We start from the raw sequence: 15,884 nt of genomic DNA on the forward strand, positions 1-15,884 counted from the left end.
TTTTAATTATGAATCTGAACCAACACTGAACCAACAAATGCCTGTTTTGAACCAACGCCAGCGCGTAGAGTTTTTTCCCTGGCAGGCGGTGAACCAACAGAATGCCCCGCTGAACCAACGCAAAATTGCTGAAGTTGGTTCAGGAAAACCCAGTAACGGCGCGGGCTGGCGGGCAGTGAACCAACTGAACCAACTGAACCAACACTATTTCTGTTTATTATCAGAAAAAAAACAGAGACTGACCGAGAGAGAGGTGAGCATGACAGCACAAATTTCAGCATACGGGCGGCTGGTGGCCGACCCTGAGACCCGGACAACGGGAAAAGGTACGAGCATGGCTATGGCCCGGCTGGCGGTATCGCTGCCGTGCAATGCCGCAGCGGACGGGCAGGCTACCTTCTGGCTGGGCGTCATTGCCTTTGGGAAGCAGGCCGATGCGCTGGCCAAACACCAGAAAGGCGATCTCGTCAGCGTGGTGGGCAATATGCAGATCAATCAGTGGGCGGGCCAGGATGGCGGCACCCAGCAGGGTTACCAGGTACTGGCCGACAGTGTGATCAGCGCCAGAACAGCCCGCCCCGGAGGCAGACAGGGGCAGCAGGGGCAAGCAACAGACGCGCTACGGCGTGCGCAGCAGCAACCGGCCCCGCCGGGCTATGAGGACTATGACCAGACGCCGCCATTTGATGACAGCATACCGCTCTGAGGGGGATCGTAACATCGTAAACGACAGCAAGGCAGAAGCACTTGAAGTTAAGGGGCTGTATCGCCGGGCCGCCACCCGCTTGATTGATGTTATGTGGTGCTGTACGGAAGATGACGATCGGGATTGGGTGCGGCAGCGCCGGGATGATTGTCTTCAGAAGGTGAGGTGCCCACCGGCCAAACCTGACGACTACGGTGGACTGCAGGCGTCGGCGACTCGGACGCAGGACAGGATGGGGATCGGCAGGCCGAACGGGGAGGTGTTCAGGATGAAGGGAAGAAAGTTTGGCATCCTGGCGGGTAATTCGCATTCGAGCCTGTATTTCAGTGATAGGATGCTTTTCTACTCTGGGATGAAGGGATAAAACGATGAAATATTTGACAGGGCTACTGTTCTTATCGGTGATGGTTATTGCTGGATGTGGCGACACTCCAGATTCTCAGCTAATCAATGATGCTCATGAGTCCGTAAAAAAAGAGTTGGCAAAAAAGTACAAGCCTGGAGAGTGCCAAAAATGGCAGTTTATGGAAAGTTCAGGCGTCATCAAGGCTGGAGCCTCAAAGTTGGTATGTGATAGCGAGTTTAACATCGACAAGGGATTGCGTTTTAGTGAGGAAAAAGTGTATAGGCATGACGGATTTAATGCGGTATGCGGGAAAGTATCTGGCTATACAGATGTAGGAAAAATTAGCGGAGAATATATTTTCACCGACAAACAGGCTGATAATGTAATTATAAAAGCGTCAAAGTCGGAGCTTGCTATGGTCAACAATGAGACTAGCCGTAAACTACAGAAGTTATATGATGATCTTTTCAACCTCGAAATGAAAAATTGTAAGTGAAGTAACAACGAAATTTTATAACTAAAAATCAAAAGAACCCTGCTAAGACGGGGTTTTTTATCGCCTGAAAACAAGAGAAATCGATCGTGACCATAAAATAATCATTTCAATTTGAGCAATGAATTGTGTGAGTGTTGACAAAATTGCAAGTATAATCACTGTATAAATATCAGGAGGTACGCAATGGCAACACCATCCGTAAAACCCGTTCTTCTCAGCATGGAACAGATCGAGAAACTCCGTACGCTGCAGGAAAATGAACGGAAGAAATCACCGCTGGGCATTGCTCCCACCATCCACGTTATCGCGCGTCAGTTGATGGAACGCGCTTTAAGCACAGAAATGGAGGCGTAATGGAACAACTACAACGACTGGCAGAGGCTATCGCTGAAACCTACATTCGCGATCTGCGCCGGGAAACGGGAGATAATGTTATTACCGTTGATGGCGTCAGCGGCAATGTTGAAACGCACCTTTTAGCCGCGGGGCTGGTGGATAACTCAGTTTCAGCAGCCAAAAACCAATACGGGGCGACATTTGAACGTGAAGCATATCAAATGTTACTGCGGTTAATTTCTCTCGATGGCCCGGAGTATCGGCTGACTGAGCATGGTGCTTACGTCATCACCTTCATGACGACTAAGGCTTTAAAAAAACAGTCTTCCACGACAGTACACTGAGGTGCGTATGAGTAATAATTTTGGTAATTATTACATTGAAATTGACGCTGATGTCTTACCGTTCCTCAAGGGGATGGACAAGGTACAGAGCACTCTTGATGCTCTTTCGGCTGATTCGAAAAATGGCAGTAAAGCCTTTGATAATTTGAGCTCGTCCGCATCTAGTGCCGGAACCTCATTTAGTGAACTTGCTGGCTACGCCCGCTCAATGGATAGCTCGCTCAAAACCTTAAACTCAAATGTGAATGCCATCACGCGGGCTATGCAGGAAGCTGGTTCAAGTGCCGGCGGCGCTGGTGCTGAGTTTACTAGGGCAGAGGCTATCCTTGAGAACCTGGGGAACCAATTGGCAATTCTCGACGAAGCCCAAGAAAACGGCGCACGTAGCGCAGCAATCCTCGCTGCACAGATCCGGGCGGGCTCGAAGGCCACCGATGAAGAGAAGCAGAAAATCGGCGAGCTTACCGGGCGACTCTATGACATGAAAACGGGAGTTGATACCGGAGCCAAAAGCCACGGCAACTGGAAAAACACCATGCAGCAGGCCGGGTATCAGGTTCAGGATTTTGTTGTGCAGGTTCAGGGTGGGCAGTCTGCGCTGGTGGCCTTTGCGCAGCAGGGCTCTCAGTTGGCCGGTGCTTTTGGCCCCGGCGGCGCTGTACTCGGTGCCGTTATCGCTATTGGTTCCGCGGTGGCCGGTACGCTTGTAGCGTCTCTGGGTAAGGGTAAGGATGCGATGGAAGCGCTTCAGGACGCCACGAAAACGCTCGACGATGTAATGACGGTATCGAGTAATGGCGTGGCGGCGCTATCAGATAAATATGCTGAAATGGCCCGTATTAACCTTTCTGTCGCAACAGCCATGAAAAAGCAGGCTGAGTTAGAGGTAAGCAATGCGCTGGCAAAGCTACCATCACAGATTAAAGATGTGACAACTGAGTTTATTACGTTGACTGACAGGATTACCTCCGGATTTTCTGGCGCATCTCCTAGCATTAAATTGTTCAACGCAAACCTGAAGTACCTCGGGGTTACAACAGACGATTATGGACAAGCAGTCCAGCAGGCCATGTCTAAAGGCCCGGATTTTCAGACAATAACTCTTTCAATGGCAGGTACAGTTGATGCGATAGCTGAGCGTTTTGGATGGACGAGCGATCAAGCTTTTCTATTCACTAAAAAACTCTCTGAGGTTAGCAATAAGGCAGCGCCGGCCACTGATGATCTAATAGCACTAAATAATATCATTTTAAGCAACGGAAGCAGTACGCAAAAAGGGAGTGAGCAAACAGCCATATACTCCCGAAAGATGTTAGATATGGCTAGCAGTGCGGTAACAGCAGAGGCAAAGCTGGCGCAACTACGAGCCATTACAATCAGCCTCAGCGACAGCCAGGCTAAGGCCTTGCAGCAGGCCCGCCAGGAGCTTTTCATCACTAAACAGACTGGAGAGGCCAAACAGCAGGCGCAGGCATGGCGTGACGCTGAACGGCAGGGGCTTAAAGCCGGTACGCAAGCTTTCAGAGAATACTATCAGGTTAAGCTCCAGACATATAAGCAGCAGGAAGCCAACGCCGAAGCCGCTAAAAACGAGCGAAACGCACAGAGCGAAGCTAATTCGGCAGCAAAACAAGCAGGTACTCAGGCAGAACGGAATGCCCGTATCCTTGAGGATTATCAGCAGAAGGCGGCTTTGTCTGCTGACTCCACCAGCGACCTCTCCCGCGAGCAGGCGATACTGGCGGCGAAGCAAAAACTAATTAACCCAACGCCCCAGCAGGTCGCTCAGGTTGAAAGAGACGCAGCAGCGGCATGGGATAAGGCCGCTGCCCTGAAAGCACAGAATGCGGTTCCTGAGCGCAAGGAGAACGCCGACTATGCCGCCCAGCGTAAGGCACTCGACAGTCTGAAAGACCAGAATAACGCCAATGGTGAGCTGATAATCTCACAGGAGCAGTACAACCGCGCCTCAGAGCAGTTGGAGGAGCAGCACCAGGTAAACCTCGCCAAAATCCGCGCACAACAGGTCGTGAGCCCGACGCAGGAGGCGCAGGGACAGATAGACCCAGTTCAACAACTGGCTAATCAGCACGCCCAACAAATCGCGTTAATACAGCAATTCGAGACACAGAAGGGCCAGCTAACCCAGCGCGGCATCGAGCTGATGAACGCGGCGAATAAACAGTATGAGCAGCAGCGAATCGCCGCGCAGTGGGAGATCTACCGCAATCAAAGCCTGAGTAATGAAGCGCTGGCGGCATCGTTTGATGCGCTGGCCGGGAATGCTTCTAACGCCCTTACCGGTGTGATAACGGGGAGTATGAGCGCTCAGGAGGCGATGCGATCTTTATCCAGCACTGTGCTGAATAGCCTGATTAACTCCTTCGTCCAGATGGGCGTTGAGTGGGCTAAAAACGCCATTATGGGGGCTACCACTCAGCAGGCTGCCATTATCGCCACTTCTGCGGTTCAAAATGCTGCCGTGGCTACTCAGGTTGGCGTTTCTACTGCCGCAGCCGCTACAACAACTGCTGCATGGACGCCTGCAGCGCTAATGGCATCGATAGCATCTATGGGTACTGCGGCTAAGATTGGCTTGGGTGCTTTACTCGGTGTTATGGCTATGGGTATTGCTGGCGGCCGTAAGAATGGCGGCCCGGTATCATCCGGCAATATTTACCCTGTAGGCGAAGGAAACCTTCCGGAACTCATGCAGACCAGCAAAGGCCTTTTCATGATACCGGGTGATGGCGGGAAGGTATTCAGCAACAAGGATGTGACAAGCGGCTCTCCGAGCATCAAGAGAGCGTCAACCGGTAAAGAATATCTCCCGGCATCCTCAGCATCATCCAGCCAGGCGGAAAGCCGCACTGAACGACCGATACAGGTCAACATAACCCTTATCGACCAGACCACCGGCAACCAGCACAACATTACTGGCACTGACGCTTTCCAGCAAGGTGACGTGGTAACAGTTACTGGATTTCTCAATGACGTGGATACCGGCGGCCCAATGTCCACAGCGATCGCAGGTGCGCACGGGCTTAGACGGCAGGCAAGGGGTGCCTTTTAATGTGCCCTAAGGGGGGAGGTAAACCCTCTCCCCCATGCTTTACAGGACTGCCAGTTTAAGAGCATTTTCACCCGTCGGAAATAAGAACTTTTTTTCGCGTGAACGCAGCCAGTAAACAACCTACCCCATGAGAGGGTGACAAAAGTTGACATCGAAAGGCGATCCCGTGACTAACGACGAAAAGCGAAAACTATACCGTGCGTGGGCTGATGATATCGGCGGCGGAACACCTTTCCCGGACGCCTGCAGGGATATGACGTGCGGAGCGACGACGAGGAAAGGGACACCGTGCAAAATGACGGCGCTCTACGCTTCTGGGCGCTGCAAGTTACACGGTGGCATGAGCACCGGCGCAAAGACGCCAGAGGGTAAGGCCCGGCAATTAGAGGGATTCCGCCGCTGGCTGGAGAGAAAGCGGCAGGCCACCAGCCAGGGTGACAATACGCAGTAAAGTTCGCGCTGATGGTACGCTGTACGCAGAAAGGTACGCAGCAGAATGGAGCTTTTTGCTGCGCGTACCTGGTAGAGATAAGAGGTGAAAAATGGGTATTAAAGGCAGGGGCATGAACAACATCCGGCGCAACATGAATGCGCTGGTGAGGGACATTACTGGGCGGCGCTTACCTCGCGCAATGACAGCCGCTTTGCATGAGGCCGGACTCGTAGCCGCAATCTATACGCCAGTTGATACCAGCACGCTGATTAACTCGCAGTTTAAAGAGGTCATCACTAACGGGACGCGCATCACTGGACGCATCGGATATTCAGCAAATTACGCAATCTATGTAGCAGATCCGAACATCCCGCAGAAATTCACCCTCCCCAGGGCCAGGAAAGAGTTTCTACAGCAGGGTGTTGCTGATGCTAAACCGCAGATGGCGGCGGCTTTCCAACGGGAGTTGTCAAAGCGCTGATTGTTCAGAAAACGAAACCGATACATGCGCAGCAGTTGCTTACCCAATGAGTAGTTAACAATTGTTAAGGTTCTAGCGACGATTATTAGGCCGTATTCGCAGTGACCAATTGTGCACTACTCATATAATTTCGTATTCATTTGCGGATTTTTTTTAGCAGAGATCTGAGTCAATGAGAGAGCAGACGCGGGTTTACACCTCTGCGCTACCACGGATTAACCTCCAGTTTCTGGCAGATATGCAAAGAAAGCTGGTGGATTCGAGCCAAAAAACACAGATTTTTTGTGATACCGAGAGCGGAAGGGTGTACTTCTCGATGGTCTCCGGTGGCTACAGCGCGACAATCAACGGAGTAATGCGGGTTATTGGCATCACGATCACCCGGGCAGGTTTTGGCTATCGGCGATGGTACATTTGCCCGCATTGTGGTGGCCGGGTTGCGAAATTATTTATTGGCCGGAAGGATATAGGGTGTCGTAAATGCTGGAGCCTTCACTATGCCAGCCAGAGTGAAGATGAGATCGCTCGCTTACGGCGCAGTGTGTGGAAGCAGAGGCATGATCTATGGGGGGATGATTACCTACCCGCGGGCAGCCTGCTAAATAGCCCGCTCAAGTTTCCGAAGCCTCCCGGCATGAGATGGGATACCTTCGAGAAAAAGCGCTCTCGACTGCTAAAGACTGAATCAGCTTATTGGCGGTTGAAAGAACCGAGAGACGCTAAAGGGTTTGCCAGGGTGATACACAAAGCGGAGGCGTCAATTCGGTCATTTGAACGGGCATCGAAAAAGGCTACCCCATGAGCACGCTAAGATTGCCCTAACGCTTACCCCATGATCACGGCACGATAAAGAGCGCCACCGCCGCAGGTTGAGCGCACAAGCCTACCAGTGGAAGAAGCCCGCCGCGCCGCGCAGATAAACCAGAGTCCCTATCGTAGCGCCGCTGAGAGCTTCTCAGCGTTGCGCCCCTGACGCTTCCAGGCGCTGTAAATGTCCTTATCCCACGCCTTGCCCGCTTTAGTCTGATAACCGGCCTCATTGAGCCGCTCAGCGATAATGCGGCCATTGTCGAACCCTTCCCTGATAGTGTCAGCAACAATCCCGATTACAGCCGCTTCATTGTACAGGGTCGGCGGAATCCCCTGCTTACCACCCGCCAGCGCAGCAGCCGCCACTTCCATTCGCTCCACCAGCTCAAGCATGCGCAGCTGTGGGTTGCTCTCCGGCTGGTTCAGTTTGCTGCGCAGGGCATCGAGCAGCCACGCTGTTTTGTCACCGCCCGCCGCCGCTACAGCCTGATTAAATGCGCCATGCAATTCAGCCGGAACGCGGAATGCTACCAGATTGGATTTGCTCATGAGGGGCCGCCATATCAGTATTTTCGGTCTATACAGTATACCACTGTATAACGATGTTATACGATGATTTGTGTGGATAACTTATTGATTTTAAATCTGACTTTTACTATGTGGTTTGCACTCTGTTTCGAAGGATTTGACCTGAATGGGGGCGCTAATAGTATATTTATTTGTATATCGTTAGTGTTATTGATAGATAAAAACAATAAACACAATAGATTGTGTTTTATGAAATAGAATCAACATCATGTGGTGTAATGTGACTGTGAACGGTACTGTTTTAGTACTGAACCACAATAGTCACTATTGACAATTTTCCACTAGAAGATAAATTTAGTCTAACACACCCGCCAGGCCTCTCAACGATGCCCAAATTGGCGGGTTTTTTTTGTCCTAGATTTGAGGGTTAGGATGGGAGCCTTTAGTAAGCCCGCTATGTCTCTGCAAGAACATCTGGAGCAGTGGAAAGCTCGTGGATTGGACGTTCCTGATGAAGACCGGGCGGTAAGGTATCTCTCTTTCATTAGCTATTATCGCCTGTCAGCTTACGCTATTCCATTTTGCATTCCTGGTGATGAAAAGCATACATTTAAAACAAATATCAGTTTTGATGATGTTCTCGCGCTGTATGTGTTTGATAGAGAGCTGCGCCTCTTAATTATGGATGCGATCGAGCGTGTTGAAGTCGCTGTCCGTGCCAACCTATGTAATCACATGGCAGTTACGTACGGCAACAATCCATTCTGGTATCTGGATGAAGCACATTTTAAAAGAGAGTATGGTCACAAGCGGCTTTTATCTGATTTAGAAAAGCAGTTAGATGACGAGCGGAAGCGATATGAAAATGATGTGAGGCATCTGGAAAAAAGGAAAGGCCTGTCAGCAGAGCAGAAGGCATCCATAACAGCAAACCTTCAAAAGGAAACCTTTCTGAGGCATTACATTTGCAAATACGACAGCCCAAGGCTTCCTCCATGCTGGATGATGGTTGAAATGCTAACATGGGGAAGCTTGTCACACCTTTATGCAGGCTTGATCCGCGTATCAGATCAAAAGGTCATAGCGACAAACTTGGGCTGTAATGCTGAACTGCTCGTGTCGTGGTTGAAGTCTTTCAATACAATTAGAAATCACTGTGCCCACCATAGTCGGCTTTGGAACAGAGAATTTGGCCTAAGCATCAAAATTCCAAATTCTGATAGAGTTCGCTGGTTAAAGAATACCCCCCAACTTTCCGATCGTCAGATTCGATATGAGAAAAGGCTTTATCCTATACTGGCTGCTTTACAATGCTTACTGTATACGATTAGCCCCTCATCAACATGGGCGCTGAGGCTGAAAGATTTACTGTCGAGATTTTCTCAAGTATCCCTGGCCCATATGGGAATACCATCTAACTGGATGGAAGATGAGTTTTGGGCTGATGCGCTAGCGAACCAGTGATGGGTTACGTGATAAAAAGAGTATGGGAATGAGGAGCCAATCCACAATGTTGGTTCAACTCGCCAAATGTTGGTTCAAAATAGGGTAGTGTTGGTTCAATTTTTTGAAAAATACTCAAACAAAACAATGGTCTTTACGTTTTGAGGCAACTGAACCAACCGAACCAACACATTTTGCATGTATATAGAGAAATTTTTACCAAACTTACAGAAGGAGATCAGCACACCATCGCGAGGCGGATATGGCATTTTATCAAAGAGGCAACATTTGGTACGTTGACTATAAAAATTACGAAGGCAAGAGAGTCCGCAAATCTATGGGGACAACCGATAAAAAACTTGCTTCAGAGTTGTATGACAAAGTTAAGTACGAGTCATGGTGCTCATCAAGGCTTGGATACATACCACGTGTGACTTTTGAAAAGGCATGCATACGCTGGCTGAAAGAGAAATCGGGTAAAAAAACGTTATGTGATGACAAAAAAAGAATTATGTTTTGGCAGGCATTCTTTGGGACAAGATACCTTGATGAAATAACAGTGGATATGATTTACCAAGCTGTTAACTCAATGATTAATCAGAAGTATGAACAGAACTGGAGAGCCAAGTATCTGGCTTGTAATGCCTCAGCACTGGCCCCATCAAAGTATGTTCCAAAAGCCGTCTCGATGGCGACAAAGAACACGCACCTTGCATTTATGAAGGCTCTACTTCGCAAATCATGGCTTGAATGGAGATGGCTCGAAAAAATGCCTTACATTCGTCTTTATCCTGTCAAGAATACTCGCGTACGTTGGTTGAAACCTTACGAAGCCAAAAAACTTATAAATGCTTGTAGTGAACCATTAAAATCAGTTGTTGAATTTGCTCTTGCAACAGGGCTTAGACGTTCAAATATCATTAATCTTAAGTGGCAGCAGGTTGACATTTCTCGTCGGGTCGCATGGGTTCCATCTGAAGAGTCTAAGTCTGGTCAAGCAATTGGCGTGGCTTTGAATCAAAGTGCTTGCGATATCCTTGAAAGGCAGGCGGGAAAACATTCCCAGTGGGTGTTCGTTCACACCACGGCAAAACATCGACCGGATGGAACGCTGACGCCCGCAGTTAGAAAAATGCGGGTGGATGACAATAACGCCTGGCGCGCCGCGCTAAAAAAAGCGGGCATCGAGGATTTCCGTTTTCACGACCTCCGGCTCACTTGGGCAAGCTGGCTTGTGCAAGCTGGCGTTCCACTTTCTGCCTTACAGGAAATGGGAGGATGGGAAAGCATTGAGATGGTTAAAAAGTACGCTCATTTGTCTCCAACGCATTTGCTGATCTATGCTCAGAAACTGGATAGTATTTTACGTGAAGGTTGAAGCACCATTCAAAATCACGTACACAAGGGTGTACACAATTAGTTTATAACTAAAATAAAAATCATATTAATCAATGTCATTGGTGTGGTATTTGTTTTTCACATCAAGAAAAGCAAATAAGCTATCTACCCGCATGAAAACACCAAAGCCCGCATCTGCCGCAATGCCGTTCACTTAAGTGGAGCGGTACTGCGTTTCACCGGATAGCGGGTTTTTGACATCTTAACCGCCCTCGGCCTTGATGGTCGGGGGCGTTTTGTTATGAACACGGCTTCCTGGGGGGCGACAGGCTCACGTATCACCGATGACAGTAATAATCGGGTGTAGGGATGACGTGCCTGTTGAAATATCTGCTCGACGGTGCCGGTTTCGACAATTTCACCGGCTTTCATCACCGCGATCCGGTGACTCATATGCTGCACCACGCCCAAATCATGGGAGATAAACAGCATCGAAAGATGCAGCCTGCGCTGCAAAGAGCTCAATAGATCCAGAACCTGGGCCTGAGTGGTTACGTCCAGGGCTGATACCGGTTCGTCGCATACCAGCAGGTCGGGCTCGCTTGCCAGTGCCTGGGCGATAGATACGCGTTGCCGCTGGCCGCCGGAAAGAGAGACTGGACGGCGCGGCAGCAAATCGGGGCTCAGTCCGACCAGAGAGAGCAGCTCCTCGATTCGCTGCTGGCGCTGACGGGCGCTGAGGCGAAAATGTAGCCGCAGCGGTTGCTCAAGCAGCTGTTCAACGCTGTACTGAGGATCGAACGAACCCAGCGGGTCCTGCACAATTGTCTGAATCCGCGCTCTGCGAGGACGTCGTTCGCGCTCGGGGAGCTTACTCCAGGGGGAGCCCAGTAGCTGGATCTCTCCCTCGTCCGGACTCTGCAGGGCGAGCACTATTTTCCCGAGGGTTGTTTTCCCCGAGCCGGACTCTCCCACAATACCCAACGTTTCACCGCGGGCCACCGCTAATGAAACCCGATTCACCGCGCGTAACGGCATACCGTCAGGTAAAGCGAAGGTGACGGAAACATCGTTAACCTTCAGCACAGGCGCTTGTCTGTCGTCTGTCGCTGTCGACGGCTCAGGGAGAAGCGTTGCGCCGAGCGGGTCCTGACCGGAAAGCCAGTGTCCCCGTGTGCCGGCGGTGGGTACGGCGGCCAGTAGCCGCCGGGTATAGGGATGCTGCGGTGCGAACAAGACGTTTCGCGTCGTTCCTTGTTCAATCTGGCTACCGTTGCGCATGACAACGACGCGGTCAGCAATATTGGCCACGACGGCCAAATCGTGGGTAATCAGCAGGATGCCGTGTCCGGCTTCGGCCAGCATTTTGAATATGTTCAGCACCTGTTTTTGTACCGTCGCGTCGAGGGCCGTGGTCGGTTCATCGGCAATTAACAGGCGAGGACCGGCTGCCAGCGCGGAGGCAATCAGCGCGCGCTGGCGCAATCCTCCGGAAAGCTGGTGCGGATATTGCGCCGCCCGGTTTTTTGCATCGGCAATACCCACGTCAGTCAGCAACGTCTGAACCCGCTCCGCCACCTTGACACGCGGCAACAGGCGATGGGTCAGTATCGGTTCGGCGACCTCCTGCCCGATACGGCGCAAGGGATCGAGCGACGTCAAGGCATCCTGCAGAACAAAACCTATCTCCCGCCCTCGTATACGCTGCCAGGTTTTGCTGTCGCGGGTGAGTAAATCATCAACGCCACCGTCATGACGCAGCAGTTCGATGGCATGAGCCTGAACCTGAGCCCCTGTACCCGGTAGCCCGACCAGCGTTCGCGCGGTGACTGATTTGCCGGAACCCGATTCGCCAACCAGCGCCAGGATTTCTCCGGCGTTGACGGTAAAAGAGAGCGATTTGACGGCGTCCGTTACGCCCTGCTTTGACGGGAAGCTGACGTGCAGATCCTCTACGCGTAGCAGAGGTGAAAGCGCGGATGGATAGTCCATTTACAGGCTGCCTTTGGCCAGAAGAGTTTGCAAACGACGCCCGAGGAGCGTGATGGAGATGACGGAGAGCGCAATGACGCTGGCTGGCAAAAGGCTGACCCAGGGAGCGCTGTCCAGAAAGTTGCGGCCTTCGGAGAGTAGCGCGCCCCATTCCGCGGTGGGCGGTGTCACCCCGAGACCCAGAAAGCTCATGGCGGAGGCGGCGAGTACCGCCTGTCCGATACCAATAGTCGCCAGAATCAACAGTGGACGGATGGTATTAGGAATAATATGGCGCACGATGATCGTCAGGGGGGATTCTCCCAGGGTGACAGCATGCTGGACGTAGCCGGACAGTTTGACCTGTAATACCTGAGAGCGTACCAGGCGCGCATAGCCAGCAATAGCGGCCAGGCCGACGGCAAACAACGTATTTTCCGGGCCGCGGCCCAATACGGCAATAGCCAGTAATGCCAGCAGAAGCTCAGGAAAGGCGAGCAGAATATCCAGCAAACGTACCAGCAGCTGGCGTGAAATTCGTGGCCCCAGCGCAGCGGCCGTACCAAGCACAATACCGCCCGCACAGGCCAGCAGAGTGGCACCGACGCCGATAGACAAGGACAGCGATGTGCCATACACCACGCGGGCAAACACATCGCGCCCGAGTTGGTCGGTGCCAAACCAGTGCGCAAGGCTGGGAGGCTGTAATACCGCGGCGAAGTCTATATCGTTTGGCGCATGGGGCGTCAACAACGCCGGGAAGAATACCGCCAGTAACAGCAGCACGACGATCATCGCGGGAAGCAGTGTACCCGGCGTCAGCCAGGGGCTGCGATAAGCTGCCCGTCGGCATTGCGGTAGCTTCAGAGAATTACTGCTCATCGGTAGACTCCTTGACGCCTAGCCTCGGGTCGATAAGCAAATACAGCGCGTCGAGGATCAGGTTAATGACGACAAACAGAAAAGCGGAAAACATCACTATCCCAAGAACCAATGGCATGTCGCGGTTTTCGATAGCGAGAAGCGTGATTTGGCCGATACCGGCGCGCCCAAACACCGTCTCTGTCAGAATCGATCCCCCCAGTACGCCAGCCAGTAATGTCCCGGTGAGCGTCGAGAGGGCCAGCGCGCCGTGGCGTAAGGCATGCAGCAGGCGTAACCTGGTTTCGCTGACGCCGCGAGTGCGTACCGTCAAGGCGAAGGGTTGCGCCAGCGCCTCTTCCAGACCATCCCGCAGCACCTGGCTGAATATGGCCGTCAGCGGCAGGCTTAGGGTGAGAGCAGGCAGTACCAATGAGGCAATGCCTTCGTTGCCGGTAACCGGAAACCATTGCAGCTTAAAGCTAAAGATAGTGAGCAGCAGAATACCTATCCAGTATACCGGTGTGCTGAGCAGGATCAGCTCCACGCCGGACAGCAGCCCGCGTAGCCGGTGCTGGCGACCGGACGTCGCCAGCGCATTAACGATGGCCAGCGTCAACGCCAGAACCAGCGCGCTGAGCGCCAGGGGCAGAGTTTGTTTTAATGCGGCGCCTATCACTGACACTACCGGTTGGCGAAACTGATAGCTGATACCGGGATCGCCGCTGAGCGCCTGGCCGCAGTAACGCAGATATTGAACCCACAGTGGCTGATCGAGACCAAATTTGCGGATTAACTCCGCGCGAAACGCCGGATCGACAACCGCATCCCCGCCGCCGATGATAATCGACACCGGATCGCCAGGGATGAGCTTCACGGCGATAAACGTCAGTGTTGCGGCGCCCCACAGCACCGCGACAATCGTCAGAAGGCGCTTAGCGCCTCCCTTAAGACTAACGGCTAATCCAGGCATCATAGAAGTTCGGTTTGGCATTGGTGGCCCAGTTAACGCCATGCACAGTTCGGGATAAACCGAGCTGGAAAGCGGGAATATACAACGGGACGACATAGGCCTGGTCGATGACCTGATGCTGAATCTCATGGTACAGCCGTTTGCGCTCCTCTTCGCCGGCGCCCACGGCGCGTTCCAGCTTATCGTCGATCGTATTCACCCGGGCGTGGTTGTTGCCCTGAGGAGGAATGAAAGAGGAATGAAAGACGGTCCGCAAAATATCCGGCTCAGGGCGGACAAAGAAGTTGGAGGCGATGTCATAGTCGTTACTGGCCGTGCGGCTCGCAAAAATCCCCGCATCTACCGGGTCAAGCTGCAGGTCGAAACCGGTTTGCTTCACCTGATACTGTACCGCCTGAAACAGCGCCACATCAGCCGACTCGACGTTTCCGGGGACGTAGATAAAGCGTACGGTGAGACGATGACCGTCCCGCGTGCGATAGCCCTGGCTGTCTTTGCTCTTCCAGCCCGCTTCATCAAGCAGGCGGTTAGCTTTATTGATATCGAACCCCCAGCTGGCGGCAACGCTCGGATCGTAGTCGACCGTGGTGGGACCCAGCACATTATGTGCCGGTTTCACTGTACCGAAGAACGTGGCTTGTACTGCCGCTTCGCTGTTTACTGAGCTCTGGAAAGCCTGGCGCACCTTGACGTCTTTGAACAGTCCCTGCGCAATATTAAGATACAGAACCCGGTTAACCCCGGGGTTTTCGCGCGTGATGACCTGTAGCCTGGTGTTTTTCGTCACCTGAGCGTAGTTAACCGGCGGAATAGCATCAATGGCTTGAACCTGCCCGCTGTTCAGTGCCCCCAAACGCACAGCGGTTTCCGGCAGATATTTAAACTCAATGCCGTCAAGCCAGGCCGGGCCCTGATGAGTGGCATATCCTGGACCCCAGTGATAATCAGCACGTTTACTCAGGCGGCTGCCGCTACCCTTAACGAACGAATCCAGAATAAAAGGGCCGGAGCCGACGACGGTATTGCTGGTATTTAGCGTATTTTTTAAATAGGTCGGCGACTGAATCCCCAGATAGGGGAGGCTGAGTCCTTGTAATAATGGCGCAAAGGCGGTTTTATAACGGATGACGACGGTTGAGTCATCCGGCGTTTCAATACTGTCTACCGGCCCGAGCAGCGATTTGGAATAAGGGGAGATGGTTTTAGGATCCAGAATACGGTCGAAATTATATTTGACCGCCGCAGCATCGAGTCTGGTGCCATCGCTAAACGTCACATCTTTGCGCAAATGGAAAGTGTATAGCTTGTTATCATTGCTGACTTCCCAGCGTTGCGCCAGCCAGGGCGTAAAGTGGTTATCTTCAGCCTGCCCGACCAGTGAATCAAGCACATTGCGCGTCACCAGCGCGGCGACGGAATAGGCGGTGGTAGACGGGTCGATAGTGGGCGTATCGCTACCCAATGCGACATGCAGTATGCCGCCAGCCACGGGTTTGTCATTGACATTGTTCACCGCCCACGCGGAGGTGGTCATGGCGACTAAAAGCGTCAACCCTGATGCCGCGATGGCGCCGGGATGAAACCAGCGACTTGTTAAAAAGCGATATTCTTTCACGCGCATTCCTTTGTGATTGCCGGGTCTATTGTGGTTGCATCTTAGTAAGTGGCAAAGGGACTGTAAAAGAACAAAAAATCATTCTTATTGCCAGCCAGAACATTTAAACCGGCGTCTTATCTGAGAGTAA

Annotated in this window: 15 protein-coding genes; 10 read left to right on the plus strand and 5 right to left on the minus strand. The window is 52.1% G+C overall.

Annotated features, from left to right (window positions below; all coding sequences use genetic code 11):
• The first annotated feature begins 259 nt into the window (after positions 1-259).
• The 8 genes from Electrica_RS06320 (at position 260) to Electrica_RS06350 (ending at position 6,215) form a co-directional block, all read left to right on the plus strand.
• On the plus strand, positions 260-706 hold the full coding sequence (locus tag Electrica_RS06320; RefSeq protein WP_142255852.1) for a single-stranded DNA-binding protein: 447 nt from the start codon (positions 260-262) through the stop codon (positions 704-706).
• Positions 687-1,070: a PerC family transcriptional regulator gene (locus Electrica_RS06325; protein WP_167686264.1), complete on the plus strand. Its 384-nt coding sequence runs from the start codon at positions 687-689 to the stop codon at positions 1,068-1,070. Before Electrica_RS06320 ends, Electrica_RS06325 begins: the two co-directional genes overlap by 20 nt.
• 4 nt (positions 1,071-1,074) lie before the next feature.
• Positions 1,075-1,548 carry a hypothetical protein gene (locus Electrica_RS06330; RefSeq protein WP_004213172.1) on the plus strand — a complete coding sequence of 158 codons (474 nt, stop codon included), beginning with the start codon at positions 1,075-1,077 and terminating at the stop codon, positions 1,546-1,548.
• A 183-nt stretch (positions 1,549-1,731) separates the two neighbouring features.
• On the plus strand, positions 1,732-1,902 hold the full coding sequence (locus tag Electrica_RS28385; RefSeq protein WP_004213173.1) for a hypothetical protein: 171 nt from the start codon (positions 1,732-1,734) through the stop codon (positions 1,900-1,902).
• Complete coding sequence (locus Electrica_RS06335; protein ID WP_004213174.1) at positions 1,902-2,228, plus strand: hypothetical protein; 327 nt, start codon at positions 1,902-1,904, stop codon at positions 2,226-2,228. Before Electrica_RS28385 ends, Electrica_RS06335 begins: the two co-directional genes overlap by 1 nt.
• A 7-nt stretch (positions 2,229-2,235) precedes the next feature.
• Positions 2,236-5,301: a phage tail length tape measure family protein gene (locus Electrica_RS06340; protein ID WP_141963957.1), complete on the plus strand. Its 3,066-nt coding sequence runs from the start codon at positions 2,236-2,238 to the stop codon at positions 5,299-5,301.
• Between the two features lie 295 nt (positions 5,302-5,596).
• Entirely contained in the window at positions 5,597-5,752 is a 156-nt protein-coding gene (locus Electrica_RS29185; RefSeq protein ID WP_004213176.1) for an HGGxSTG domain-containing protein, read from the plus strand.
• A gap of 91 nt (positions 5,753-5,843) precedes the next feature.
• Entirely contained in the window at positions 5,844-6,215 is a 372-nt protein-coding gene (locus tag Electrica_RS06350) for a hypothetical protein (protein ID WP_029602632.1), read from the plus strand.
• 930 nt (positions 6,216-7,145) lie between these two features.
• Here Electrica_RS06350 and Electrica_RS06360 read toward each other — a convergent pair.
• A complete protein-coding gene (locus Electrica_RS06360; protein WP_032752615.1) occupies positions 7,146-7,574 on the minus strand; it encodes a hypothetical protein in 429 nt (142 codons plus the stop codon).
• Positions 7,575-8,009: 435 nt separating this feature from the next.
• On the opposite strand from Electrica_RS06360, the gene Electrica_RS06365 reads away from it, so the two are divergent.
• Together Electrica_RS06365 and Electrica_RS06370 are read left to right on the plus strand one after the other, a co-directional pair.
• On the plus strand, positions 8,010-9,017 hold the full coding sequence (locus Electrica_RS06365) for an Abi family protein (protein WP_208764238.1): 1,008 nt from the start codon (positions 8,010-8,012) through the stop codon (positions 9,015-9,017).
• 241 nt (positions 9,018-9,258) lie between these two features.
• Complete coding sequence (locus tag Electrica_RS06370) at positions 9,259-10,374, plus strand: site-specific integrase (protein ID WP_141963963.1); 1,116 nt, start codon at positions 9,259-9,261, stop codon at positions 10,372-10,374.
• A 170-nt stretch (positions 10,375-10,544) separates the two neighbouring features.
• Here Electrica_RS06370 and Electrica_RS06375 read toward each other — a convergent pair whose 3' ends face one another.
• From Electrica_RS06375 to Electrica_RS06390, 4 genes are read right to left on the minus strand one after another with little or no spacing between them, the layout of a single operon-like run.
• A complete protein-coding gene (locus Electrica_RS06375) occupies positions 10,545-12,326 on the minus strand; it encodes a dipeptide ABC transporter ATP-binding protein (RefSeq protein ID WP_141963965.1) in 1,782 nt (593 codons plus the stop codon).
• On the minus strand, positions 12,327-13,187 hold the full coding sequence (locus Electrica_RS06380; protein WP_141963967.1) for an ABC transporter permease: 861 nt from the start codon (positions 13,185-13,187) through the stop codon (positions 12,327-12,329).
• On the minus strand, positions 13,177-14,142 hold the full coding sequence (locus tag Electrica_RS06385; protein WP_131048784.1) for an ABC transporter permease: 966 nt from the start codon (positions 14,140-14,142) through the stop codon (positions 13,177-13,179). Before Electrica_RS06385 ends, Electrica_RS06380 begins: the two co-directional genes overlap by 11 nt.
• Positions 14,120-15,673, minus strand: a complete 1,554-nt coding sequence (locus Electrica_RS06390; protein WP_228267418.1) for an ABC transporter substrate-binding protein — start codon at positions 15,671-15,673, stop codon at positions 14,120-14,122. Before Electrica_RS06390 ends, Electrica_RS06385 begins: the two co-directional genes overlap by 23 nt.
• Positions 15,674-15,884 lie beyond the last annotated feature (211 nt).

This window comes from Klebsiella electrica (assembly GCF_006711645.1).
In the GTDB taxonomy this organism is placed as follows: domain Bacteria; phylum Pseudomonadota; class Gammaproteobacteria; order Enterobacterales; family Enterobacteriaceae; genus Klebsiella; species Klebsiella electrica.